Source organism: Enterococcus italicus (assembly GCF_023743875.1).
Taxonomy (GTDB): Bacteria; Bacillota; Bacilli; order Lactobacillales; family Enterococcaceae; genus Enterococcus_G; species Enterococcus_G italicus.
This window is the reverse complement of record NZ_JAMRVB010000001.1, coordinates 853,557-878,841: the sequence shown is the minus strand read 5'-3', so window position 1 is coordinate 878,841 and position 25,285 is coordinate 853,557. Positions and strand designations below refer to the sequence as shown.

At 41.5% G+C, this 25,285-nt stretch carries 23 protein-coding genes; 1 reads left to right on the top strand and 22 read right to left on the bottom strand.

Annotated features, from left to right (window positions below; translation table 11 throughout):
- Nucleotides 1–163: 163 nt before the first annotated feature.
- From pheA to NE257_RS04165, 13 genes are all read right to left on the bottom strand, one after another.
- On the bottom strand, nucleotides 164–997 hold the full coding sequence (pheA, locus tag NE257_RS04225) for a prephenate dehydratase (protein WP_251885847.1): 834 nt from the start codon (nucleotides 995–997) through the stop codon (nucleotides 164–166).
- Nucleotides 997–1,503 (bottom strand): shikimate kinase, encoded by a 507-nt coding sequence (locus NE257_RS04220; protein ID WP_251851564.1) that lies wholly within the window; start codon nucleotides 1,501–1,503, stop codon nucleotides 997–999. Before NE257_RS04220 ends, pheA begins: the two co-directional genes overlap by 1 nt.
- Nucleotides 1,504–1,505: 2 nt before the next feature.
- Entirely contained in the window at nucleotides 1,506–2,789 is a 1,284-nt protein-coding gene (aroA, locus tag NE257_RS04215; protein ID WP_251854635.1) for a 3-phosphoshikimate 1-carboxyvinyltransferase, read from the bottom strand.
- 11 nt (nucleotides 2,790–2,800) lie between these two features.
- Nucleotides 2,801–3,892: a prephenate dehydrogenase gene (locus NE257_RS04210; RefSeq protein WP_040366541.1), complete on the bottom strand. Its 1,092-nt coding sequence runs from the start codon at nucleotides 3,890–3,892 to the stop codon at nucleotides 2,801–2,803.
- Nucleotides 3,893–3,913: 21 nt separating this feature from the next.
- Nucleotides 3,914–5,080, bottom strand: a complete 1,167-nt coding sequence (gene aroC / locus NE257_RS04205) for a chorismate synthase (protein WP_251885846.1) — start codon at nucleotides 5,078–5,080, stop codon at nucleotides 3,914–3,916.
- Between the two features lies 1 nt (nucleotide 5,081).
- Complete coding sequence (gene aroB, locus NE257_RS04200) at nucleotides 5,082–6,161, bottom strand: 3-dehydroquinate synthase (RefSeq protein ID WP_251885845.1); 1,080 nt, start codon at nucleotides 6,159–6,161, stop codon at nucleotides 5,082–5,084.
- A gap of 14 nt (nucleotides 6,162–6,175) precedes the next feature.
- Complete coding sequence (gene aroF, locus NE257_RS04195; RefSeq protein WP_040366546.1) at nucleotides 6,176–7,204, bottom strand: 3-deoxy-7-phosphoheptulonate synthase; 1,029 nt, start codon at nucleotides 7,202–7,204, stop codon at nucleotides 6,176–6,178.
- A gap of 11 nt (nucleotides 7,205–7,215) precedes the next feature.
- Nucleotides 7,216–8,109: a shikimate dehydrogenase gene (gene aroE, locus NE257_RS04190; RefSeq protein WP_040366547.1), complete on the bottom strand. Its 894-nt coding sequence runs from the start codon at nucleotides 8,107–8,109 to the stop codon at nucleotides 7,216–7,218.
- Nucleotides 8,110–8,491: 382 nt separating this feature from the next.
- Nucleotides 8,492–9,262: an ABC transporter ATP-binding protein gene (locus tag NE257_RS04185; RefSeq protein WP_007208281.1), complete on the bottom strand. Its 771-nt coding sequence runs from the start codon at nucleotides 9,260–9,262 to the stop codon at nucleotides 8,492–8,494.
- Nucleotides 9,263–10,147 carry an ABC transporter permease gene (locus NE257_RS04180; protein WP_251851561.1) on the bottom strand — a complete coding sequence of 295 codons (885 nt, stop codon included), beginning with the start codon at nucleotides 10,145–10,147 and terminating at the stop codon, nucleotides 9,263–9,265.
- A 1-nt stretch (nucleotide 10,148) separates the two neighbouring features.
- A complete protein-coding gene (trpX, locus tag NE257_RS04175) occupies nucleotides 10,149–11,168 on the bottom strand; it encodes a tryptophan ABC transporter substrate-binding protein (protein ID WP_251885844.1) in 1,020 nt (339 codons plus the stop codon).
- Between the two features lies 1 nt (nucleotide 11,169).
- Complete coding sequence (trpX, locus tag NE257_RS04170) at nucleotides 11,170–12,186, bottom strand: tryptophan ABC transporter substrate-binding protein (protein WP_251854632.1); 1,017 nt, start codon at nucleotides 12,184–12,186, stop codon at nucleotides 11,170–11,172.
- Between the two features lie 293 nt (nucleotides 12,187–12,479).
- On the bottom strand, nucleotides 12,480–13,040 hold the full coding sequence (locus tag NE257_RS04165) for a hypothetical protein (RefSeq protein ID WP_052607487.1): 561 nt from the start codon (nucleotides 13,038–13,040) through the stop codon (nucleotides 12,480–12,482).
- Nucleotides 13,041–13,193: 153 nt separating this feature from the next.
- Here NE257_RS04165 and efbA point away from each other — a divergent pair, with 153 nt between their 5' ends.
- The gene (efbA, locus tag NE257_RS04160; RefSeq protein ID WP_251885843.1) at nucleotides 13,194–14,897 is read left to right on the top strand and encodes a fibronectin-binding protein EfbA; all 1,704 of its coding nucleotides are present in this window, start codon (nucleotides 13,194–13,196) and stop codon (nucleotides 14,895–14,897) included.
- Nucleotides 14,898–14,901: 4 nt separating this feature from the next.
- Here the strand turns inward: efbA and NE257_RS04155 are convergent, their stop codons facing one another.
- The 9 genes from NE257_RS04155 to NE257_RS04115 form a co-directional block, all read right to left on the bottom strand.
- On the bottom strand, nucleotides 14,902–15,639 hold the full coding sequence (locus NE257_RS04155) for a carbonic anhydrase family protein (RefSeq protein ID WP_251851557.1): 738 nt from the start codon (nucleotides 15,637–15,639) through the stop codon (nucleotides 14,902–14,904).
- Between the two features lie 80 nt (nucleotides 15,640–15,719).
- Complete coding sequence (pyrE, locus tag NE257_RS04150) at nucleotides 15,720–16,349, bottom strand: orotate phosphoribosyltransferase (protein WP_251885842.1); 630 nt, start codon at nucleotides 16,347–16,349, stop codon at nucleotides 15,720–15,722.
- On the bottom strand, nucleotides 16,350–17,072 hold the full coding sequence (gene pyrF / locus NE257_RS04145; protein WP_251885841.1) for an orotidine-5'-phosphate decarboxylase: 723 nt from the start codon (nucleotides 17,070–17,072) through the stop codon (nucleotides 16,350–16,352).
- On the bottom strand, nucleotides 17,069–18,001 hold the full coding sequence (locus NE257_RS04140; protein ID WP_007208290.1) for a dihydroorotate dehydrogenase: 933 nt from the start codon (nucleotides 17,999–18,001) through the stop codon (nucleotides 17,069–17,071). Before NE257_RS04140 ends, pyrF begins: the two co-directional genes overlap by 4 nt.
- Nucleotides 17,998–18,765: a dihydroorotate dehydrogenase electron transfer subunit gene (locus tag NE257_RS04135; RefSeq protein WP_251885840.1), complete on the bottom strand. Its 768-nt coding sequence runs from the start codon at nucleotides 18,763–18,765 to the stop codon at nucleotides 17,998–18,000. The genes NE257_RS04140 and NE257_RS04135 overlap by 4 nt, the downstream gene beginning before the upstream one ends.
- Before the next feature lie 22 nt (nucleotides 18,766–18,787).
- Nucleotides 18,788–21,967, bottom strand: a complete 3,180-nt coding sequence (gene carB, locus NE257_RS04130; protein WP_251885839.1) for a carbamoyl-phosphate synthase large subunit — start codon at nucleotides 21,965–21,967, stop codon at nucleotides 18,788–18,790.
- Nucleotides 21,942–23,048 carry a carbamoyl phosphate synthase small subunit gene (locus NE257_RS04125; protein WP_251885838.1) on the bottom strand — a complete coding sequence of 369 codons (1,107 nt, stop codon included), beginning with the start codon at nucleotides 23,046–23,048 and terminating at the stop codon, nucleotides 21,942–21,944. Before NE257_RS04125 ends, carB begins: the two co-directional genes overlap by 26 nt.
- A gap of 2 nt (nucleotides 23,049–23,050) precedes the next feature.
- On the bottom strand, nucleotides 23,051–24,331 hold the full coding sequence (locus tag NE257_RS04120) for a dihydroorotase (RefSeq protein WP_251851550.1): 1,281 nt from the start codon (nucleotides 24,329–24,331) through the stop codon (nucleotides 23,051–23,053).
- A 10-nt stretch (nucleotides 24,332–24,341) separates the two neighbouring features.
- A complete protein-coding gene (locus NE257_RS04115) occupies nucleotides 24,342–25,265 on the bottom strand; it encodes an aspartate carbamoyltransferase catalytic subunit (protein WP_251885837.1) in 924 nt (307 codons plus the stop codon).
- Nucleotides 25,266–25,285: the final 20 nt, after the last annotated feature.

The following is a 25,285-nucleotide window of genomic DNA, read 5'->3' as shown; positions in this document are numbered from 1 at the left end:
GCTAATCGTCTTTTTTTGCTGAATAAATCAAGCAATCCATAGCTGTCGTATTACTTAATTCGCAATTTCCGGCAACAAGAAGACAAGTCAGACAGGAGTGTGACAAAACTCTATCACACTCCTTAAAAAATACTTTTTTTCCAAAAATTAGATTTGGCTATTTTTATTTTACGATACGAATCTCATAGGGGCCTAATACACGGATTTTCGCTCCTAATAAGGACACTTCCTCAAATGCATAATATGCTAATGCAACATTATCTTCAACGGCTAAATCAATAATAAAATAATATTGACCTAGACTTGTCTTCAATGGACGTGATTCAATTTTTGCCAAATCAATCCCACGCCAAGCAAAAGCTGCTAGCATCTTATGTAGCACGCCTGGTTGATTAGATGGCAATGTTAAAAAGAATGACAATTTACCTTGAGTGACTTTACTTGCTGATTCGGTCGGTTTATCTTTTCTTGTGATTACCCAAAATCTGGTCTCATTTTGATCATTGTCTTGAATATCCTGACCGATAATCGTCAAACCAAAGGCAGCGGCTGCTTGCTTGGATGCAATCGCTGCTACCTTTTCTTGAGGATGCGATGTCGCGTATTCTGCAGCATACGTCGTTGATGGTGTTTGTACAATAGATACATCTGGATAATGAGCAGACAAATACGCCTGAGATTGTGCTAATGCTTGCGGATGGGACATAATAACTTCGGGTATTCCCGGATTTGTCGCCATCAATTGTTGACGGATAGGCAAAATTATTTCTTGCTGCACGGTTAATTCTTTAGAATGAAACAAATAATCCATACTAGCATGAACAGATCCTTCTAAAGAATTCTCGATAGGAATGACCGCCATATCAACTTCTTTTGCAATCGTTGCTTCTAGGCACTTTTGAATGGTTGAAAAAGCAAGTTGCGTTTGATTTAGAAATGCTGCATTGGTCGCTTGATAAGTAAACGAGTTTTTAGGGCCTAAATAACCAATTTTCACTATTCCACTCCTACCTCTTTCATTATTTCTAAAACAATCGCTTCTGGAGTTTTGTTCGTTGTTTCCACAATATGAGAAGCTACCTCATGATAAAAGGACTCTCGTTCTTGGAATAAAGCAATCATTTCATCTGTCGTCCGTGAAAGGAACAATGGACGTACGTTGGTTTTATCTGCCTCTAAACGGCGAATAAATTCATCGGGGGCTGTTTTTAAGTAAACGACGTGAGGTAACTGTTTTAAAATGGAGCGATTCGCTTCATTTGTAACAATTCCACCACCTGTCGATAAAACACCTTTGTTTTCGGTTAATTCAGCTAAAACCGTCGTTTCTAACTGACGAAACTTTGGTTCACCGTACAAGGTAAAGTATTCATTTACACTCATATTGATTCTGTTTGTAATGGTCTCATCCGTATCGATAAATAACTGGTTTAGCTCCTTGCTTAGAAGTGAACCAATTGTCGTTTTTCCGGAACCCATAAATCCTACTAGCACTATTTGCATAATTAATCTTCCTCAGTAATTAAACGTTCAAAGTCAGTAAAGAACTGTGGATAAGAGATAGATACCGCTTCGGGATGTTCCAATTCAATCGTCTCATCTGTCAGAAGGGCAGCAATTTGCAACATCATTCCAATACGGTGATCACCATGACTTGAGACATGACCACCGTGGAGTTTAGTTGGTCCATAAATAATCAATCCATCGGCAGTTGGCTCAATATTGGCACCAAGCTTGCGTAATTCATTCGCAGTGGCATCGATGCGATTGGTTTCTTTCACTTTTAATTCTTCTGCATTTTTAATAATTGTCGTGCCCTTTGCTTGAGTAGCTAATAACGCAATGACAGGAATTTCATCAATGAGGCGTGGAATAATCTCGCCACCAATTTCAGTCGCTACTAATTTGCTAGAACGGATTTCTATATCTGCTGCTTGGTTATGTGTATCTTCATTTAAAATGGTCAGTCTTGCGCCCATCTTATTTAATACATCTAAAATTCCTGTTCTGGTTGGATTTACGCCAACATTTTTCAATACTAAGCGACTGTCTTTCCCAATAGCTCCTGCTACCAAGAAAAATGCTGCTGATGAAATATCACCAGGTACTGTAACCGTTTGACCCGTCAACTCCTGTGGACCGCTAATTTTAATGGTTTTGCCTTCAACCTCAATTGTTCCACCAAATTGTTTAATCATTTCTTCAGTATGGTTGCGTGATGGCTCTTTTTCGATAATAGTGGATTCCCCATCGGCCTGCAACGCAGCAAATAAAATAGCTGATTTCACTTGCGCACTCGCGACAGGCATCGTGTAATGGATTGGTTGTAACGATTCAGAAGGAGAAATCGTTATGGGAGCATAGCCGGACTCATTTTTCCCTGTCAGTTTCGCATTCATTTGTTTTAACGGATCGATTACTCGATTCATGGGCCTTTTAGATAGGGAGTCGTCACCTACTAAAATACTTTGAAATGGTTGATTGGCTAAAATCCCCATGATTAAACGAGTCGTTGTACCGGAATTGCCCATATCCAACGGTTCTTTTGCAGGCGAAAATCCTTTGAATCCTGCACCTTGAATTTTTAATGATGAGCCCCTTCGTTCGATAGAGACACCCAAATCTTGAAAAGCTTTCAATGTACTCAGGCAATCTTCTGCTTCTAAAAAATTCGTAACGACTGTTTCACCTTTTGCAATCGCTCCAAACATAATACTTCGATGGGAGATGGATTTATCTGCAGGAACGGCAAGTGTACCGTTTAAGCTTTTGGCTTGATGTAATTTCAAAAGAACGCCTCCTATTTCATATGACAATGATACGATGTTTTTGCTTCGATTTCATTTTTAGCAGCGAGTAAATCTTCTTCATTTTTAAAGCTTAGTTGCAAGATACCAATGATATCTTCACGAGTTTCTAAAATTTTTACATTAACTAGCGATAATTTTGCTTCGGCAATGAGTGAAGTCACTTCAGCAATCACCCCAGGATGGTCGGGGACGTTAACAAACAAATCATAAAAGCCGGGAATCGCTCCCCGCTGATGAATAGGTAACGTATCACGAGTCTCTTTTGCATTTTCAAAAAACGTGTAGATAGCCTCTTTTTGACTGTTCTGAATCCAGTGTTTTACTTGGTCCATATTTTGCTGCCATGCATCAATTAATTCGACCAATAGTGTCTGATTACTTAAAAGGATATCCGTCCACATGGTCGGATCAGAAGAAGCAATGCGAGTCACATCACGAAATCCGCCGGCAGCGAGTTGTCTGACACGTGGGTGTTCAGCTGAAAAAGAGTCTGCTTGGTTAACCAAGCTAGATGCTATGATATGCGGCAGATGGCTGACCATACCGGTAATGCTGTCGTGTTCTGTGGGAGAGAGCTCAATAAACTTGGCCTTTGTCCCTTGATAAAGTTGTTGCAATTCATTGACTCGGTCATCATTTTGTCTGGCTGGCGTAAAAAGAAAATACGCATTTTCAAATAAACGCTTGTCGACTGCTAAGACGCCTGATTTATGCGAGCCGGCCATCGGATGCCCTCCGATAAAATCAAACGTAAATTGCTCGGCATATCGAACAATCTCAAATTTAGTACTGCCAACATCTGTGACTAAAACATTGGGTTTCAATGCATAACCAGCAAGCTGTTTTAAGTAAGCAAGTGTGGTGTGAACAGGTCCTGCCAAAATAATAATATCCGCTTTTAAACAAGCCTGTTCAAAATCTTCTGTAAAGTCATCAATTATTCTTTGCTGCTTAGCGATAGCCATTGTTTCTTGATGGGCATCGTAGCCAAGTAATGTGATGTCTGGATGTTCATTTTTTATACACACAGCCAACGAACTACCAATTAATCCTAATCCAACTATAAAAACTGTTTGCTCCATTTTCATCGCTCCCCTATTTTTTTAAAAGTTTTTCAAATAGGTACGATAAGCTAAAACAGCTTCTTTTAATTCTTCAAAGGAATCACTTGGGAATTTTTCTAACAGTTCATTGGCAACCACTGTCGCTACGACACTCTCACAAACCACACTCGCTGCAGGAACAGCCGTACTGTCAGAGCGTTCCACACTCGCTTTATAGGGTTCTTTCGTGTCTATATCGACACTTTGTAATGGTTTGTATAATGTCGGGATTGGTTTCATTACACCACGGACAATCAAGACTTCTCCATTGGTCATCCCACCTTCAAATCCGCCAAGATGATTGGTTCGTCGCGTATAGCCTTTTTGTTCTTCCCATAAAATTTCATCCATAACTTTTGAACCAGGTAAATTCGCCGCTTCAAAACCAACGCCAAACTCCACCCCTTTGAATGCATTGATGCTTACCACTGCTTGGGCAATTTTTGCATCTAATTTTTTATCCCATTGCACATAACTACCTAAGCCAGCAGGTACGCCGCCAACCAAGACTTCGACAACTCCGCCAATTGTATCGCCATTTTTTTTCGTTTGGTCAATTAAGTCACGAATTGGTTGTTCTACGGTAGGATCTACTACCCGAACATCTGATGCTTCTGATTGCTCGCGTACTTGTGCAACAGACAAGCCGTCAGGAATGGTTGCCTCAATTCCTCCTAAGTTCACCACATGACCAGCTACATCAATGGCTAGTTCAGCAAGTAATTTTTTGGCAATCGCGCCAATTGCTACACGCATCGTCGTTTCTCTAGCAGACGAACGTTCCAAAACATTTCTCAAATCAGAATGATGGTATTTCATCCCACCAACCAAGTCAGCATGGCCGGGTCTAGGTCGAGCAACGCGGCGCATTTTTGCTTCTTTTTCCGATACTGGCTCTAACCCCATAACTTTGGTCCAGTTTTTAAAATCTTTATTTTCAACCACTAATGTGACAGGAGAACCCAATGTCTTTCCATGTCTCACACCAGAAGTAATTCGTACACGGTCAGTTTCGATCAACATCCGACCGCCTCTTCCGTAGCCAGTCTGGCGGCGAGCAAGCTCGGTATTAATATCTTCAGCTGATAAAGGCATACCCGCTGGTAATCCTTCAATGATTGCTGTTAGTTCTGGTCCGTGTGACTCTCCAGCAGTAATATAACGCATGTTAAATTTCCCCCTCTAGATGAACATAATCACGAAAATCAGCAAGATCTAATGGAACAATCTTCGCTTTACCTATTTTTTCAAGCAAAATAATCTTGATTTTTTGGCCTCGTGTTTTTTTATCGTTCGCAATTGCTTGAATTAATGTTTTATTTTCTAATTCTAACCCTTCTACACTAATAGGTAAATGGAATTTTTCTAACATTTGTGCGATTTTTTTATCGGTATCTACTGGCATTGTTTGTTTTTTTACAGCAGCTTGGCTAATTAAAACCATTCCTATCGCTACAGCTTCACCATGGCTGACAACGCCATAACCAGCTGTTTTTTCAATCGCGTGACCAATGGTGTGACCAAAATTCAATATTAAGCGTGACCCATTATCGAATTCATCTTCTTCGACGACAGTTTGCTTTACTTTTAAAGCTTGTACAATGACAGATTCCGCATGAGTCAGTAAATCAAATTCATCGCGATAGGTTGCTAGTTCTTCCCAGAAAGGTTCATCGGCAATCGCGGCACTCTTCACGATTTCAGCAATTCCTTCACGAATCCGTCTTGGCTCGAGTGTACTAAGAACTTCAGGGTCAATTAACACACCATCTGGTTGATAAAATGTGCCGACTAAGTTTTTCGCAGTCGCAGTATTTACACCTGTCTTGCCGCCAATGCTTGAATCGACTTGCGCCAATAAACTAGTAGGGACTTGCACAAAATGAATGCCACGCATATAAGTCGATGCAACAAAGCCGGCCAAATCACCGATAACCCCACCACCCAAAGCTACAATACCATCTGTTCGCGTAAATGTTTGTTCAGCAAGTTGTTCATATAATTTCGCTGCCTGTATCAATGACTTACTTTGCTCTCCTTCTGGCACTACCATCAACGTTACTGTAAAACCAGCTGCCTTCAATTGTTGGACAACGGTCTTTGCATAAAGTTCAGATACTCGTGAGTCAGAGATAACGGCAATTTTTTGAGGAACCCAAAGCGATTGTAACCACTCGCCCATCGTTTTTAAGGCTCCTTTTTTAATCAAAATATCATATTCATGATTCGCTGTCTTGATTGTTAGCATCATTGTTCCTTCTTTCAGATTGTTTCTAATTGACGAATTTTTTTCATCGCATCTACTAAAATTTCAACTTCTTTCATCATTTGCACATACGTTTTTTCATTGAGTGACTGAGGACCATCCGACCACGCATTCTTTGGATCTGGATGAATCTCTACAATCATACCATCCGCGCCACTGGCAACGCCCGCTCTTGCCATCGGTCCTACTAAATCCCAGACACCAGTACCGTGACTTGGGTCTACAATAATTGGGAAATGACTGAATTTTTTGATAATTGGCACTGCACTCAAATCAAAGGTATTTCTGGTCGCTGTTTCGTACGTCCGAATCCCTCGTTCGATGAAAATAATTGGGCTTTTCCCTTCGACCGCAATGTATTCAGCTGCATTCAACCATTCTGAAATGGTACCTGAAATGCCACGTTTTAAGCCAATTGGTTTTCCTGTTTTGCCGACAGCTGAGAGCAATTTGAAGTTTTGCATATTGCGGGCACCAATCTGGATAATGTCACTATAGGCGGCTACCATGTCGATGTGCCCCTCATCCATGACTTCCGTAATGACTTTCATATCATATTCATCCGCAGCTTGTCGAATTTGCTTTAAGCCTTCCTCTCCTAATCCTTGGAACGCATAAGGAGATGTCCGTGGTTTGAAAGCTCCTCCACGCAAGATTTTTGCGCCCCCTTTTTTCGCCATTTCAGCACAGATGCGAATTTGATCAAGCCCTTCAATTGAACAAGGTCCTGCCATCGTCACAAAACTACCATCGCCAATTTTTACTCCATCTACATCTACCACCGTGTCATCTGGATGGAATTCTCGAGAAGTTAATTTGTACGTATTGGTAATTCTTACGGCATCTTCCACACCATCATAACTCTTGAAAGCCACATCTTGCACCGAACGTGTATCACCGATCAATCCTAATACGACTTGTGCACTGCCGGTATTGACCTGCACCTCTAATCCATTGTCGTTCGCACGCTCAATAACCGTTTGAATTTCTTTTTCTGTTGCCGTTGGTTTCATAATGATAATCATTTCTTTTCCTCCTATTTTTTGGTCTTTTCTTTCAATACAAGCGGATAAATTTCTTCTGTTGGCATTTTTTGACCCGTCCATAATTCAAATGCATCGGCCCCTTGGTATAACAACATGCCTAATCCGTTTGCCGTCTGACATCCTTTTTCCTTAGCTAAAGTTAACAATTTTGTTTCAAAAGGATTGTAGATAATATCGACTACAGCCGTTGATGCCTGAAGTCGTTGCAAGCTTTCCTCAGGGAGCGGCAACTGATTTTCATGCGGTTTCATCCCAAGTGATGTCGCATTAACCAATAAGCGACTAGCATCTATGGCATGCGCTAACATCTGTAAATTATCGATGGGCACTAACTCAATCTGACAATTCGTCGTTTGATGAATGAGTGCTAATCGTTGACGAAATGAATCAAACGAAGCCCCTTTACGATTAAACACATAAATTTTCTTTGCTCCATCCAGAGCAGCTTGAGCAACAATAGCTGAAGCTGCGCCACCACAACCCAGCACAGTCATTGTTTGCCCGACAATCGAAATGTCTCGCTCACTCAAGTCTTTAAAAAAACCACTTCCATCTGTGTTATAGCCAATTAATTTACCTTCGAGATTAACGACCGTATTCATTGAGCCACTTAAACGAGCTGAATCGGATAACTCATCCATATAGCTCATCGCCTCAATCTTGAACGGCATTGAAATATTAACGCCTAACATATCAAAATCACGCACGGTTTGAATTGCCCGCTTTAATCCATCACTCGGCAATTCAAACGCTAGATAACGAGCGTTAATCCCCAGCAGTGAAAATGCTGTGTTGTGCATCAATGGGGAAATACTGTGCTTAGCTGGATTAGCAAAGAAGCCAGCAAGACGCGTCTTTCCATTAATTTCTATCGCTTGATCCATCCATATCCTCCTCTTTTTAAACATAACCTTTTCATTCGGGCAACTCATTGAACTCTCTAGAACCTTAGCACAAAAAAGGATGCTCACGTTGATTTTCATCTACAGTGAACATCCCTTCCAAAATGGAATACGATTATATATAGCCACCGTAGATTTAAAGCATCTACGTGGCGGCTTAACATATCAAAAACTCCCTAGCCATCATAGATACAAACTGCTCGTTTGTATCCAAATTCATGAATACAAACCTATCTAAAATAGCTAAAGTAGTAACGATTCAGTTGTGAGTGTTCTAGCATTTGATTCATACATATCGCTCCAACCTGATAAGATGAATCTAGTATAGGTGCTTGCCATCTAATTGTCAACCTTCTTTTTCCTTTTATGCGGGATAGGTGTCTTCGAAGAAACTCAACAAATCGACCATTGTTAGCTTCCTTTTTTCTTCTTCAGAAAAATCTTGAACAATTTTTCCTTTCTGTAGGACAATCAAGCGATTACCATAGCGCAACGCATCTTCCATGCGATGCGTGATCATTAGACAAGTCAACTTGTCTTCTTGCACCTTTTTATTGGTTAAATGCATTAATTGTTTTGACGTTTTTGGATCGAGTGCTGCTGTATGCTCATCAAGTAATAAAACGTCTGGTCGACGGATAGTAGCCATCAATAAGCTCAAGGCTTGCCTTTGACCACCAGAAAGATCTCCTGTCGGTGTATCCAAATGATTTTCTAATCCATTGCCTATTTTGGCACACATCGCATAAAAATGGTCCCGTTGTTTTTGCAGATTTCTAAGGCGAAATGCTCTTTTTTGGCCACGGAATTGGGCTAATAATAAATTCTCAGCGACAGTCATGCGAGGAGCTGTTCCCATCTTAGGATCTTGGAAGACTCGGGCTAGGTAGCGGGCTCTTTTTTCTTCCGAATAGCGTGTGATATCTGTATCATCCAACACGACTTCACCACTAGATAAGGCCAACGAGCCAGAAATGATATTGAAGAGCGTACTTTTTCCTGCACCATTGCCACCAAGGACAGTGACAAATTCTCCTTCATTGACAGTCAATTGCAAATGATCGAGTAAGACTTTTTTTTCATTGGCGCCATTATTTATAATCTTAGTGGCTTGATTGATTGCTAAGCGTGCCATTTAGAGTTCCTCCTTTTCCAGTCCAGTTTTTAAGTTTAATGCTGATTTTAATTGCGGAATCAACAAACAAATAGATAAGATAATGGCTGAAAAAATCTTCAAGTAGGTCGTGTCAAAGCCAAGCTTAATCACTAATAAAATTAATAATTGATAAATGACACTACCAATGACTATGGCAATCAATCGCTCGAAAAACGTCACTTCGCCATAAAGGACTTCCCCAATAATAATCGATGCTAACCCAATGACGATGACCCCCGTTCCTTTACTCACATCCGCATAGCCATCATTTTGGGCGATAAGCGCACCAGAAAGAGCAATCACCCCATTTGATAAAACCAATCCCATGATTTTCATCCAATCTGTTTGGATGCCCATCGAGCGAGCCATCGATTCATTGTCGCCAGTCGCGATGTACGCTTGACCTAGATCCGTTTGGAAAAAGTAATACAATACAGCAAGTAAAAGTGCTAGGACAATTATGCCTAATACGACCGTATCAAAGTTCGTTGGCAATTGGAGAACCTTTAAAGAATCCAATATTTTGGGCTGATTTAACAGTGAGAGATTGGGTGTTTGCATGACGAATAACATCACTGAGTTCAACGCTGACATAACCAAAATACCAGCCAATAAGACAGGAATTTTTCCTTTTGTGTACAACAGGCCAGTCACTAATCCTGCACACATACCTGCTAAAATACCAAGTACTGTTGCTAAAATGGGTGAAATACCGTGAACAATAGCCGTCACACAGACCGCTCCTCCTAGTGGAAAGGAACCTTCTGTCGTCATATCTGGAAAGTTTAATATTCGAAACGTCATAAAGATGCCAAGTCCAAGTATACTCCATAAAAATCCTTGGCCAATAGATGAAATAATCATGCTAGTCTCCCCCTACGATTGTTGCGTCTTTTAATACATCTTCTGGAATTGTGATACCTAATTCCTTTGCCTTCTCTTCATTTACAATGACATTCCCCGTTGATACGACATCAAAAGGCAAGGTTGTTTTACTCGTTTGTTTTAAGACTTTCGCCACTAGTTTTGCTGTACGGATACCAAGTTGATACTGATCTTGGCCGACAGTCGCCAAGCCGCCTTCTTCAACCATGTTATCAACAGAAACAAAGACTGGTTTCTTTGCTTTGTTTGCTTCGTTCATTAAGGTTTGAAATGCGCTAGCGATACCATTGTCTTGCGGAACATAGATGATATCTGTCTCTTGACTCATCATTTGGACGGTTTGTGCCAAATCATTGCTAGATTGAATTGCATAGCTTTTGATTTCGTACCCAGCTTCAGTACTTTTTTCCGTGATTGCTTTAACATAACTTTTTGAATTTTCTTCATTGGCGGAATAGATGACACCAATCGTTTTTGCATCAGGTAATAATTCTTTTAAAAGCTTGATTTGATCAGCGATGGGAGCTTTATTTTGTACGCCGGTAATATTACCGGTAGGCTCTGTTACACTAGTCACTAGTCCCGACCCCACCGGATCAGAGATTGCACCTGCCACGATGGGAATCGTCGTTGTTTCATTGGCAATGGCTTTCGCTGCTGGTGTTGCAATCGGAATTAAGACATCAGGATTTTCTGACACCAATTGCTGGCTCATTGTTTTGAGCTTACTTTGATCTCCTTGCCCGTTTAAAAAGGTAATGGTCGCATTTTTCCCATCTGTATATCCTTCTTTATCCAAACCATCGATAATTCCTTTTTTGATTTGATCTAGTGAGGGATGGCTAATGTATTGCAAAATGCCAATTGTGTAATGTTTTTGCGTGCTCGTCGTGGTTGTAGCTACCTTGCTGGTTCCTTGTTGCAACCCTACGAGATACCCACCAATCCCCAATGCCAAAAAGAAAGCCAGACCGGCGATGCCCTTACTTAGTTTTTTCATCTCATTCGTCCCCTTCAATCGTCGCTTTTTCTAAAATATCATCTGGGATATTAATACCAAGAAGTTCTGCTTGTTTTGTATTCACAATAATATCCCCACTAGAGAATGTATAGACTGGTGTGGTCGCTGGGTTTGATTTTCCATTTAAGATGGCCGCAACCATTTCACCTGTTTTGATGCCCAATTCTTTTTGATTGATTCCAACCGTGGCAAGTCCACCTTGTTCGACCATGGTATCCACAGATGGGATAATCGGTGTTTTGGTTTTGTTGGCTTGGGCAACGACACTAGCCATGGCATTGGCAATTGTATTATCTAATGGCACATAGATAAAATCGACTGCTTCACTCATTACTTGTACAGTTTGACTAATTTCATTGGTTGAAGGAACAGCATATTTTTTCACTGTATAACCCAATGCTTCTGCAATTTTTGTCGCTTCTTCGACTTGATATTTTGAATTGTCTTCAGCCGATGAATACAAGATTCCGACTGTTTTGGCTTTTGGCAAAAGCGTTTGTGCCAATTCAAATTGAGCGTTGATTGGTGCTTTATCTGAGACCCCAGTTATATTGCCACCGGGTTCTTTTAAGCTAGCGACCAATTTGGCACTAACAGGATCAGTCACTGCACCCAAAACGATGGGGATCGTCGAGGTTGTATTGGCTAGAGCTTGGGCCGCAGGAGTCGCGATACCAACCAATACATCTGCTTTATTATTTACCAACTGCTCACTCATCGTTGCTAGCTTACTTTGGTCGGCTTGGCCATTTTGAAAGCGAATGGTCAAATTGTCACCTTCTGTATAGCCACCTTTTTTTAATCCTTCAATGACGCCTTCTTTAATGGTATCTAGTGCTGGGTGACTGACATATTGTAAGATACCTACCGTCTTATGAGTCGTTGTTTGTTCACTCGATGAAGCCTTGGTCTGTTTCACACCCATGCCATACCCATACATCGACACTAAAAACCCAAATAATAAAAAATAGGAAAAAATCAAGCTTTTGTTTTTCATTCTTTCTACTCCCCTTTTCATAAAAAAAAACTGCATCGATTGGCAGTTGTAAAAACACAAAAGCCGCGTATAATCTACGCGGCTTCGTAAGTATTTATCCGACATAGATACAGTTTTTAGATGTGCACTCTAAAAAGTTGTATCTATGGATATGAGTCCATCAATACAACTACCTACGCCAAATTTGCCATGCTGTTGCTTGCATTTTCACGTGATTCGTTCTCATGATTTTCTCCCCTTTTTTTAATGTTGGTTAAAATATACCGTAACTTCCAACATCCGTCAATCTTTTTTTAATTTGTTTCGTTATCTGTAATATTCCACATCGGTAACCGATTCATTTCCGGAATGAGTTCGCTAGTTGGTTTTTTAAGTGAGGCATAGGTAAATTGTTTCTTTTGTACCCCTTTTTGGAAAAAGACAAACGTTGCTTCACTTGAAGCTAGCTTGTATTGCATTTCGGTCGTCTGGACATCATAAACTAAGGGATAGACATAGATTATCCGATTTAATTCAGATTCTTTTTCGTTTATTAACTGGAAAATCTTTTGATAATTTTTGGCTTGTGGGCTCACAAAAAGAACCGACAATGCAGCCTTTTTACTAACCATTTCATCTAACTCACCATATGGGATTAGCGTTAATTTTTTGGTTGTTTGAAATGCGTCGGTGGCGACTTCATTGATTTGCGATTGACGAATCGACACACGCATCTGTCTCGTCAGTCTTATCCCAATAAAGATGACAAACAAAATAATAACCAAAACGATGCCACTTTTTACTACTTGTTTGCGATTGAGTGATTGGATCTTTTGCAACCACTGAGCAACTATACCTTTTATCTTATTCTGCATATGCTTATCCTTTACTTCATCCATTTCTCACTTATAGTAGCAAGAAAAAAAGCATATCGTCAAGTTGCAATTATGATGGGCGGTACATGTCTTTGTTTTTTACTGTATTTTCGTTATAATGATAGAAGAATCTATAGAAATGAGGGATGAAAGATGTCATTTGACGGAATTTTCACCCACTTAATGGTCCAAGAGTTATCCGAAACTTTAGTTAGCGGCCGAGTGAATAAAATTCATCAACCGTATGACAATGAAATAATATTAGTCATTCGTACCAAAGGAGCCACTCATAAACTGTTACTTTCTGCGCATCCTGCTTATGCGCGAGTCCAGCTAACGAATATGACGTACCAAAATCCAGACACACCACCTAATTTTGTAATGATGCTACGCAAATATCTGGATGGCGCCATCTTATCAAGTATCCAACAAATCGATAACGATCGCGTGATTCACTTAGTCTTCCATAAACGAAATGAACTCGGTGATTTAGAACATATTGTCTTAGTGGTCGAACTTATGGGACGGCACTCGACAATCTTACTGATGAATCAACAAACTGGAAAAATATTAGATACCATCAAGCACGTGGGTAGTTCGCAAAACAGCTACCGCCTATTGCTTCCGGGTGCAACGTATCTTGCGCCGCCACCACAAGATGCAGCAAATCCATATGAGCTGGCTGACTTGGAAGCCTTCGATAAGTTATCCACCTTGCCTGAATTCACAGCAAAGGCTATCCAGCACATCTTTCAAGGATTTGGCGGTGATACAGCCAGTGAATTAGCCTATCGCTTACAACAAGCACCTAATGCTCGCTTACAAGTATGGCAGGAATTTAAAAAAGATCTATCATCGCCACAAAGTTGTTGCTACGTCTTAGAAAAGAAAGAGTTTTTTACGCCTTTTTCTTTCCAATCACTTGATGACAAGGCAGTGAGCAAAAAGCAGTTTGCATCATTAAGTGCCTTATTAGATGCATTTTACCATGAGAAAGCTGAACGAGATCGTGTCAAACAGCAGGGCAGCGAATTAATAAAAAAGGTCGAAAATGATTTGAAGCGAAATGAAAGTAAGCTAAAAAAACGCGAACAAACATTGATCGATTCAGAATCCGCTGATGACCTACGTCAAAAAGGGGAATTATTGACTACCTATCAAGCACAAATTGAGCGCGGTCTAAATACGATTGACTTACCGAATTATTATAAAGAGAACCAAGTCGAAACAATTGCACTGAACCCGGCTCTATCCCCTGTGCAAAATGCTCAACGCTACTTCCAAAAGTATCAAAAATTAAGGAATGCGGTAAAACTAGTCGGAACGCAAATTGCAGAAACCAAACAAGAAATCCTCTACTTGCAATCGGTCTTATCCCAGCTCGAGCTTGCTCATCCCTCTGAAATTGCTGGCATTCGAGAAGAATTGATTGCCGGGGGGTATTTAAAACCTTCAAAACGGGTGCAACAAAAGCGCACAGCAAAATCCAAGCCAACCACGTTCCGCTCAACAGACGGAACGGAAATTCTTGTTGGAAAAAACAATCTAGAAAATGATCAACTGACGATGAAGCTAGCGAGAAAGACGGACTACTGGTTACATGCCAAAAATATCCCTGGCTCTCATGTCATTGTGCGCTCTGATGACCCTAGCGAAGAGACGTTACTAGAAGCTGCTGAAATTGCCGCCTTCTATTCAAAATTTCGCCAATCAGCGCAAGTCCCTGTGGATTGTGTGCAAGTCAAGCATATCCGAAAGCCCAATGGCGCCAAGCCCGGATTTGTGATCTATGAAAATCAAAAAACCTATTTTGTCACTCCGCATGAAGAACATGTCCTTACAAAAAAAACTAGCTAGTTAGCTAGTTTTTTTCTACATAATAGATGGATCGCCCTTTTGTTTCTTGGATGGGGCGATTATTTTTTTCTAGTAATTCATCGCTAAATTCTTTTAAAAACTCTGGGTTAAAATGCTGAATTGTCTCAAATACAAACCATTGAACCGGACCGGCAGTCGGCGGCGTCGTCAATGAGCCGGTATAATGAAAATAAGACTGATTTTGAGGCAAAAAGATGGCTGGTGAAAAGGTCTGTAAGTGATTAGGAAAATCCCATTTTGATTGTATGTCCACTTTGTCTAGTTCGACTGCTTCCGTATCAAATGTACATATGACACCGACGACTAGGTTTTTTTGTTGCTCACTAGTATGAACCAAGTGGAATTCAATCTCATGTACTTGTCCATCGATGATGTGTTCACTCGGGCGATGGAAATGAATATCCGTCAAAAAATAGCGCACATTTTGAAACACGACATAGCTTTCATGGCTATACGGGACAAAATGCATCGTATTTTTGAATTCTTTTTCGGTAAAGCGTTCGGTTTGGTAATGAAAAAAAAGTTGTGCTTGCTCACTGTTTTTTATCACATGATTGCCGTGTGAAAGTGAAATTGGCGATTGATAGGGATACTGTGCTCCTTTTGCGAACCAATCACAAAGTTCGTGCCAGTGTTCTGGTCCTGTTTGTCCTTCATAACTCCACTCTACATCCATATTGCGTTTGATTTGTTTACTCACGTTTGCTTCGCCAACTTTCATTCTAGAATAACTATCAGTATAATATAGATGAGAAAAAAAAAAACGAATGACGCCTCGCCGAATTCGTTTTTTTGCTTTGACTAATTTAACCAGTTTTCTGGGTTTTCTTTCCATCTGCTTAGCAAGTCTTTTTGTTCTGGACGAATGTAAGCTTCTTCTTGGGCGACATTAATTAGGGTTGAATAATTGGTTAATGTCACAAGTGGTGTAGTGGCATTTTCAAAATTTTCTTTTCCTTTTGGTAATTCATAGGTGAAAATCGCTGCTACGCCTAGCACATTGGCTCCTTCGTTTTCAGCAGCTGCACAGGCTTCTAACACACTACCGCCAGTTGAAATCAAGTCTTCGATGACGACCATCTTTTGACCAGGTGTGATCCGTCCTTCGATTTGATTGCCTTTTCCATGATCTTTGGGCTTACTACGAATATAGACCATCGGCAAGTCAAGCAACTCAGCTACCCAAGCTGCATGCGGGATGCCGGCTGTGGCTGTTCCAGCAATGACTTGGACATCAGGGAATGTCGCTTTAATCTTTTCAGCTAATCCTTTGGCAATTTTTTTTCTGACAGCTGGATAGCTCATCGTCAAGCGGTTGTCACAGTATATCGGACTTTTCATACCGCTTGCCCAAGTGAATGGTTCTTCAGGGTTTAAAAAGACGGCTTTAATAGCTAATAATTCATGGGCGATAGACATTTCTACTGACATTTAGTTTTCCTCATTCCATAAAGATTTGATTTCTTGGTATTTTTCATACGGGCTTTTCGCCTGTGTAATTGGACGACCGACTACGATATAGTCCGCTGTTAGCCCTCGTGCTTGGTTTGGTGTAACGACTCTTTGTTGGTCGCCCTTCGCATCGGTCAATAAACGAATACCGGGTGTCAAACAAACAAAATCAGTCGAAGTTTGCTCGTGAATCCATTTGGCTTCCAAGGCAGAGCATACGACGCCATCCAAACCAGCTGTTTCAGTCAGTTTTGCGTAATGCAAGACACTTTCATGTAGGCTGTGAGGAATCAATTGTTCCGCTTGCATGCTTTGTTCACTAGTCGAAGTGAGTTGAGTGACTGCGATTAATTGAGGTTTGACTTGACTTCTGATGCTTTGCGCACCTTCAAGTAGCCCTTCTTTGGCAACTTTCATCATTTCACTACCACCTGCAGCATGGACATTGGTAATCGCTACGCCAAGTTTACCCAAATTTTTCATCGCGCGATACACAGTGTTCGGTATATCGTGTAGTTTCAGGTCTAAAAACACTTCATGACCTTGGTCTGTTAGTTCTTGAACGATGCTTGGCCCTTCTTTGTAAAATAATTCCATTCCGACTTTGACAAACAACTGCTCCTCTTTGGGAAATGTACTCAAAAAATGCTGGGCATCCTCTCTATTTGGAAAATCTAAAGCAATAATTGGTAAAGTATTCATTGGTTCCTCCTAGCTTTGGTTTCTGCGATGAGTTCGTCTAGACTACTAATTCCTAGCTCTTGCATCCGATTTGGTAGTTGTTCAATGAGTTTTTGGCAAATCCATGGATCGGTAAAATTTGCCGTTCCGACCGCCACAGCACTTGCTCCTGCCATAAACATTTCAAGCACATCATCGACGGTCCCAACCCCACCCATTCCAATAATTGGTAGGTCGCAGACTTGAGACACTTGGCGAATCATTCGGATGGCTACCGGTTTAATTGCCGGGCCAGACAATCCCCCTGTTTGATTGGCTAGAATGGGCAATCTCGTTTTAAGATCAATTCGCATTCCTAAAAGCGTATTAATCATCGTTAATCCATCCGCTCCAGCTTTTTCAACCGCTAAAGCAATGGACACGATATCAGTCACATTCGGGGATAGCTTCACATAAATAGGGACAGCCGATACCGATTTGACAGCTTTGGTTAACTCATACGCTACGTCTGGATCAGTCCCAAAGGCAATCCCACCTTGTTTGACATTTGGGCATGAAATATTTAGCTCGATTGCCTGAACGTTTGGCGCTTGTGAAATGGATTGGCACACTGCAACATATTCGTCTAAAGTGGAACCAGCAACATTGGCAATAATTGGTAAATCAGGATGCGACGAAGCTAATGTAGGTAAAATGTCGCTAGTAATTTTTGCGAGTCCTGGATTTTGCAGTCCAATTGCGTTGAGCATCCCACTAGGGGTTTCGGCCACTCGTGGCATTGGATTTCCCATTCGAGGATCTAAGGTCGCAGCTTTAATCATGACTGCTCCCAGACAATTCAAATCATAATACTGAGCATACTCTTTGCCAAAACCAAAGCAGCCACTCGCAGGCATGATTGGATTTTTTAAGTCCAATCCAGGTAATTGAATACGTAGTTTAGACGTCATACCAGCACCTCACTTGCTTGAAAGACAGGCCCATCTTGGCAGACTTTCAATGTTTCGCTCGGGCTCTCTTTTTTTGAGCAGACACAAGCATAGCAAGCGCCAATTCCACAGGCCATCCGAGCTTCTAATGACAGTTGAACATCTGGGACATTCTCATAATAACTAGCGACTGATTGGAGTAAGCCTTTATTGCCACAACTATAGATAGCATCTGGTACATCGACATTGGGAAAGACTGTCGCCACAGTACCACGTGCACCATAGCTACCGTCATCTGTTGCCACATGTACGACACCTAATTCCGCAAATTTGGCTAGATGATAGCATTTGTCTTTATTGGTAAAACCAAACAAATGAGTGACGATGGCCCCTTTTTTGACTAGTTGCTTACTAAGTTCATACAAAGGAGGAATGCCAATCCCTCCTCCGATGACGAGTATTTTTTGCCCCTTTTGAACTTGCTCTATCTGAAAGCCATTCCCAAGTGGTCCCAAACAATCCAGTGTTGCACCTTTTTTTAATTCTGAGAAGACTTTTGTCCCCTCACCTTCTGTCCGGTAAATAAGCTTGCACTCATTTTTTTCTTTGGCAATCTCGTGAATGCTGATCGGACGTCTTAGGATGAGGTCTTCCCGTGGTACTTTGATGTGTAAAAATTGTCCAGGAACGTTCATTTCTTTTACAAGTTCACCTGCTAGTGTAAGTTCATAGATTTGTGGTGCAAGTTGCACTTGCTCGACAAGGTGCATCGCTTCTTGCTTCATGTCCTGACTTCCCTCCGATGGCTTATATTGAATTTGTCGCAAATGCGCGCGATTCCATCACTTTCAAAATAGCATCTGCCGTATCAAGTGAGGTAAAAAGTGGCACACCGTGTTCGACGGCATAGCGGCGAATCAAAAAGCCGTCTTCTGAATCTTGGTTCCGATTTTTGTCTGTCGTATTGATGGCCATTTGGATCATCCCTTTTTGAATTAGATCAATGACGGTCTCGCCTTCTTCATCGAGCTTACCGATTGATTGCACCCGTAGACCGAGTGAGGATAAATAGTTTGCAGTCCCTTTTGTTGCCCGTAAGCTAAAGCCAATATCCGAAAAGCGACGCGCCAATTCGGCCGCTTCTTCTTTTGATTCGTCGGCAATTGTAAATAAGACCGAGCCATATTCTGGGATGTGTAAACCTGATGCTTCAAATGCTTTGTATAATGCCTTTTCAAGTGTTGCATCCGAGCCCATTACTTCGCCGGTGGACTTCATTTCTGGGCCTAAGTAAGTATCGACTTTGCGCAATTTTGTAAATGAGAAGACTGGCGCTTTGACATGGACTAATTGCGACTCGTGATATAAGCCATCTTGATAGCCAAGACTTTGTAACGATTCGCCTAAAATCGCTTTAGTCGCGATTTGAGCCATCGGGATACCTGTGACTTTACTTAAAAATGGTACAGTCCGACTGGCACGAGGATTCACTTCAATGACGTAGACTGTCTCATCATGAATGACAAATTGAATATTCATCATCCCAATACAATTTAAGCCAAGCGCCAATTTTTTGGTATAGTCGATAATGGTTTGTTTTGTTTTTTCGCTTAATGTTTGTGGCGGATAGACAGCCATTGAGTCACCTGAATGGACACCTGCTCGTTCTATGTGTTCCATTATTCCTGGGATAAGCACTATTTTCCCATCACAAATGGCATCAACTTCGCACTCTTTCCCTACTAAATAGCGATCGACAAGGACTGGATGTTCTGGCGATGCCTTGACAGCGTGCTCCATATAATCGCGTAGGTCTGTTTCATTTTCAACAATTTCCATTGCCCGGCCTCCCAAGACATAGCTCGGACGAACCAAGACAGGGAAGCCGATTCGTTTGGCGATTGCTACGGCATCCTCTTTATTGGTAGCCGTGTCGCCTTCTGGTTGCGGTATTTCTAATTCTTTCAGGGCTTGTTCAAACAAGTCGCGATTCTCTGCTCGATCCAAGTCTTCAATCGTCGTGCCCAAAATCTTTACGCCCGCTTTGACTAATGGTTCAGCTAAATTAATCGCAGTTTGCCCACCGAATTGAACGATTACGCCTAGAGGTTGCTCTAAGTCAATCACGTTTAAGACATCTTCCAGTGTTAAGGGTTCAAAATACAATTTATCTGAGATTGAAAAGTCTGTCGACACTGTCTCAGGGTTACTGTTCATAATTACTGCTTCGTATCCTGCCGCTTGAATAGCTTTAACCGAATGAACCGTTGCATAGTCAAATTCAACCCCTTGACCAATGCGGATTGGCCCAGAACCTAGTACTAAAATAGAAGGTTTTTCTGACACAATACTTTCATTTTCCCATTCGTAGGTACTGTAGAAATAAGGTGTCTCCGAGGCAAATTCACCCGCACAGGTATCGACCATCTTATAGACTGGTAAAATGGCGTTGTCTTTCCGTAATTGGCGTACTTGGTTACTTGTCGTTTGCCAAATTTCGGCAATCTTTTGGTCGGTAAAGCCGTATTGTTTGGCCACTTTTACTAGCTCGTTATCAAATGGTGCCTTCGCAAGCGCATGCTCTAGTTCAATGATATGCAAAAGCTTATCGAGGAAGAAGAGATTGATTTTGGTCATTTCTTCTAATTCTTGAATGGTATATCCTCTTCTGATTGCTTCAGCTAAATAAAAGAGACGATCATCTTGAGCTTTGACGATTTTATTTGTCAGTTCACTATCCGGAAAATCGACTAATTCTTTTAATTCCATATGATGTGTGCCAATTTCAAGTGAGCGTACCGCTTTAAGTAACGATTCCTCAATGGTGCGACCGATTGCCATCACTTCACCGGTGGCCTTCATCTGTGTGCCGAGTAGACGGTCACCATGTTCAAATTTATCAAACGGCCATCTCGGAATCTTCGCCACCACATAATCGAGCGCTGGTTCAAATTCGGCATACGTGGTTTCAGTTACAGGATTTTTCATCTCATCAAGGGTTAAGCCTACCGCAATCTTGGCTGCTAATTTTGCGATTGGATAACCTGTAGCTTTACTTGCTAAGGCTGATGAGCGCGAGACACGAGGGTTAACTTCGATAACATAATATTGGAAGCTTTCAGGATCCAAGGCTAGCTGAACATTGCAGCCTCCTTCGATTTTTAGCGCGCGGATGATGGTCAATGATGCGTCACGAAGCATTTGGTATTCATAATCCGAGAGAGTCTGACTTGGTGCAAAGACAATTGAGTCACCGGTATGAATCCCCACTGGATCAAAGTTTTCCATATTACATACCACAATTGCGTTATCTGCCGAATCACGCATCACTTCGTATTCAATCTCTTTAAATCCGGCGATACTGCGTTCGATTAGACATTGGGTCACAGGCGATAGCTTTAAGCCGTTTTCAGCAATTTGACGCAACTCTTCTTCGTTAGCACACATGCCTCCACCAGTCCCGCCTAGCGTAAATGCGGGACGGACAATGACTGGGTAGCCGATTTTTTTGGCAAATACAACAGCTTGTTCAACCGTCGTAATGATATCTGATTCAGGAATGGGTTGTGCTAATTCTTCCATTAATTTTTTAAATAAATCACGGTCTTCCGCTTGGTCAATCGCGCTTAACTTCGTTCCTAATAATTCGATCTTTAATTCATCTAGAATACCAACTTTTGATAGCTCCATCGCCATATTTAACCCCGTTTGCCCACCTAGCGTTGGTAAGATGGCATCTGGCATTTCTTTGCGTAAAATACGAGAAACAAATTCATACGTAATCGGTTCAATATACACACGATCAGCGATTTCGCGATCTGTCATGATAGTCGCAGGATTGGAGTTAACTAAAACTACTTCATATCCTTCTTCTTTTAATGCTAAGCATGCTTGGGTGCCTGCGTAGTCAAATTCAGCAGCCTGACCGATGACAATCGGACCAGAGCCAATAACCATAATTTTAGAAATATCTGTTCGTTTTGGCACGTTCTTTTTGCTCCTTCCATGCTTCCATTAATTCAATAAACTCATCAAACAAGTGAACGGCGTCATGTGGCCCCGGCGCTGCATCCGGGTGAAACTGGACACTAAATGCTGGAAACTTACGATGACGTATTCCTTCAATCGTCTCATCATTGACTTCGACATGGGTAATCATCAATGCTTCTTGGTCAATCGACTCGGCGCTGACTGCAAAGCCATGGTTTTGCGAGGTGAAGTCAATTTTGCCTGTCGCAATCTCTCTAACTGGATGATTCAAGCCGCGATGGCCGAATTTCATTTTGTATGTATCTGCCCCATTTGCTAGAGCGAATAGCTGATGACCCAAACAAATACCAAAAATTGGTAGTTTCCCTTGAATGCCTTGAATCATTTTGACTGCTTCTGGTAAGCTCTTCGGATCCCCCGGGCCATTTGTAAGCATCACACCATCTGGAGCCAGCGCTAAGATTTCTTCCGCTGTCGCACTATAAGGCAAGACGGTTAAATTACATGAACGCTTCGAAAACTCGCGCATAATACTATGTTTTAAACCAAAGTCAACAATGACCACATTATGACCTGTACCAGGACTTGGATAGGCTTTACTAGTAGATACTTGTTGGACTTGATTGGTAGGTAATACCGCAGCTTTTAATTGATCATACGAATGTTCAAACTGATCACCGATATCAACGATGCTTGCTTTCATCGTGCCGACTTCGCGAATTTTTTTGGTCAATGCACGGGTATCAATCCCTGCAATTCCTGGAATGCCTTTATTTTTTAAAAATTGATCCAGAGTCAGTTGTGAGCGCCAATTGCTAGGTACGCGAGCAAATTCCTTCACGATAACACCTTTACATGTGGGAACAATCGACTCATAATCATCGCGGTTAATGCCATAGTTACCAACCATTGGATAGGTAAAGGTAATGATTTGACCATTAAAGCTTTGGTCAGTAATTGTTTCTTGGTAGCCTGTCATACTTGTTGTAAAGACGACTTCCCCAAAGACGTTTGTCGGAGCGCCAAATCCTTCTCCTTCAAAATAGGTGCCATCTTCTAATATTAACCAACGTTTCATTCTTATTCCTCCCTTTGCCATACAACTTCGCCATTTACGAAGGTGTAGACGGTGTCGCCAGAAAAAGTCCAACCATCAAATGGGGTATTCACACCCATCGATTCAAACTTGTTCGCATCTACTTGGTAATTTTGTTCAAGGTCAAAGACCGCAATATCGGCTGGACGACCAACATCTAGGTACCCAGCTTTTAATCCAAAAATATCAGCTGGCTTTTTTGTCATCCAATCGATGACTTGTTTTAATGTAAAAATGCCTGTTTGTACAAACTGGCTGTACATGAGTTGAAACGCATATTCAGAGCCCACGATGCCGAATGGTGCGTTTAAAAAACTTTGCGATTTTTCTTCTAATCCATGAGGTGCATGGTCAGTCGCAATACAATCGATTGTTCCATCCAATAGACCATCGATCAACGCTTTCTGATCTTCTGTGGCCCTTAATGGAGGATTCATTTTCCAAAAACCAAAGTCACTTTGAATATCTTCATCTACTAAGCGTAGATGATGGGGGCAGACTTCACACGTCACATGAACACCAGCTGCTTTTGCATCTCGAATCACCCGAACACTTTCTTTTGTCGATACATGACACACATGATAATGGACACCCGTCGCCTCAGCTAGTAACAAATCTCTAGCAATTTGCGATGACTCTGTCACACTCAAAATACCTGGCAAACCGAGTTCTTTAGAGCGCTTGCCTTCATGCATAACTCCGCCAAATAAGAGTGACTCGTCTTCCGTATGTGCCACCACTGGCATACTTAGTTTGGCAGCTTCTTTCATTGCTAGATACATCGTACCCGCTGTCTGTACGCCGACACCGTCATTAGTAAAGGCAAAGGCGCCCGCCTCTTTTAGTTGTGCATAGTCGACTAATTCCTCACTGCGTAATGCTTTGGTTAATGAAGCATATTGCAATACATTGACTTTCGCATCTTTTTCAATTATCGTTTGAATATTTTGAAAATTTTCTTTGCTATCGGGGACTGGATCAAGATTAGGCATGGCACAGACTGTCGTAAAGCCCCCTCTAGCAGCAGCCATCGAACCGGTCGCAATGGTTTCTTTATAGGTAAAGCCAGGTTCTCTAAAATGCACATGTACATCGACTAAGCCCGGAGCTGTGAATTTCCCGTCTAATGCATAGACTTGATCAAATGCTTCTTCTTCAAACGACTGGCCAATCGCATAAATTTTTCCATCTTCAATCCAAATATCGAAAATCCCTAACTCGCCTGAAGCGGTAAATAGATTGGCATCTTTCAGTAATGTCTTCATTCAAATCCTCCTATAAGATAGCTTCCGTTAATACTGCTTCTAATATGGCCATACGCGCGTAAACGCCATTGGTCATTTGAGTAACAATTCTTGATTGCTTGGCTTCCACTAATTCACTTGCCAATTCGACATCGCGATTGACTGGTGCTGGATGCATGATAATCGCTGAGGGCTTCATTTGGCTCGCTCGCTCAATGGTCAGTCCATATGTTTGATGGTAGGCCTCTTTTGAAAACACCTGCTTGCCATCATGATGACGCTCATGTTGCACGCGCAGCATCATCATCACGTCGACTGATTTTACAAGCTCGTCGATTGGTAAATAAGTGCCGAACGCCATATACTCTTCAGAAAACCACTCCTTTGGTCCTGAGAAATATACCTCAGCTCCCAAGCGCCGCAGCATCTGCATGTTTGATTTTGCCACACGAGAATGGACGATATCACCAACGATGGCTACTTTTAGTGAATCAAATGTGCCAAATTCCTCATAAATGGTCATTAAATCAAGTAAACACTGACTAGGATGCTGACCACTACCATCGCCACCATTCACAATTTGTGTTTTAATGGTCTTGCTATCGATTAGCGGTTGAAAAAATGCTTCCTCAGAATGTCGAATAACACAGACATCCGTTCCTAGTGCCGAAAGTGTTAAAATCGTATCATACAAGGTCTCACCCTTTTGGATGGAGCTGGTGGATGTATCAAATGAAAGAACATCCACCCCTAATTTTCGTTCGGCCGTTTCAAAGCTAGTATGTGTACGAGTGCTATTTTCAAAAAAGAGATTTGCTGCAAAATACTGCTGCTTTTCAGGTTGCCACGTTGCACCTTTTTTGAATGCTTCTCCTCTTCGAATCAACTTCATTACCTCTATATTTGACAGTCGTTCGACACTGGCAAAATGATTTAGTATTACGCGATCATTCATGGAATCACCTCTCACCTAAG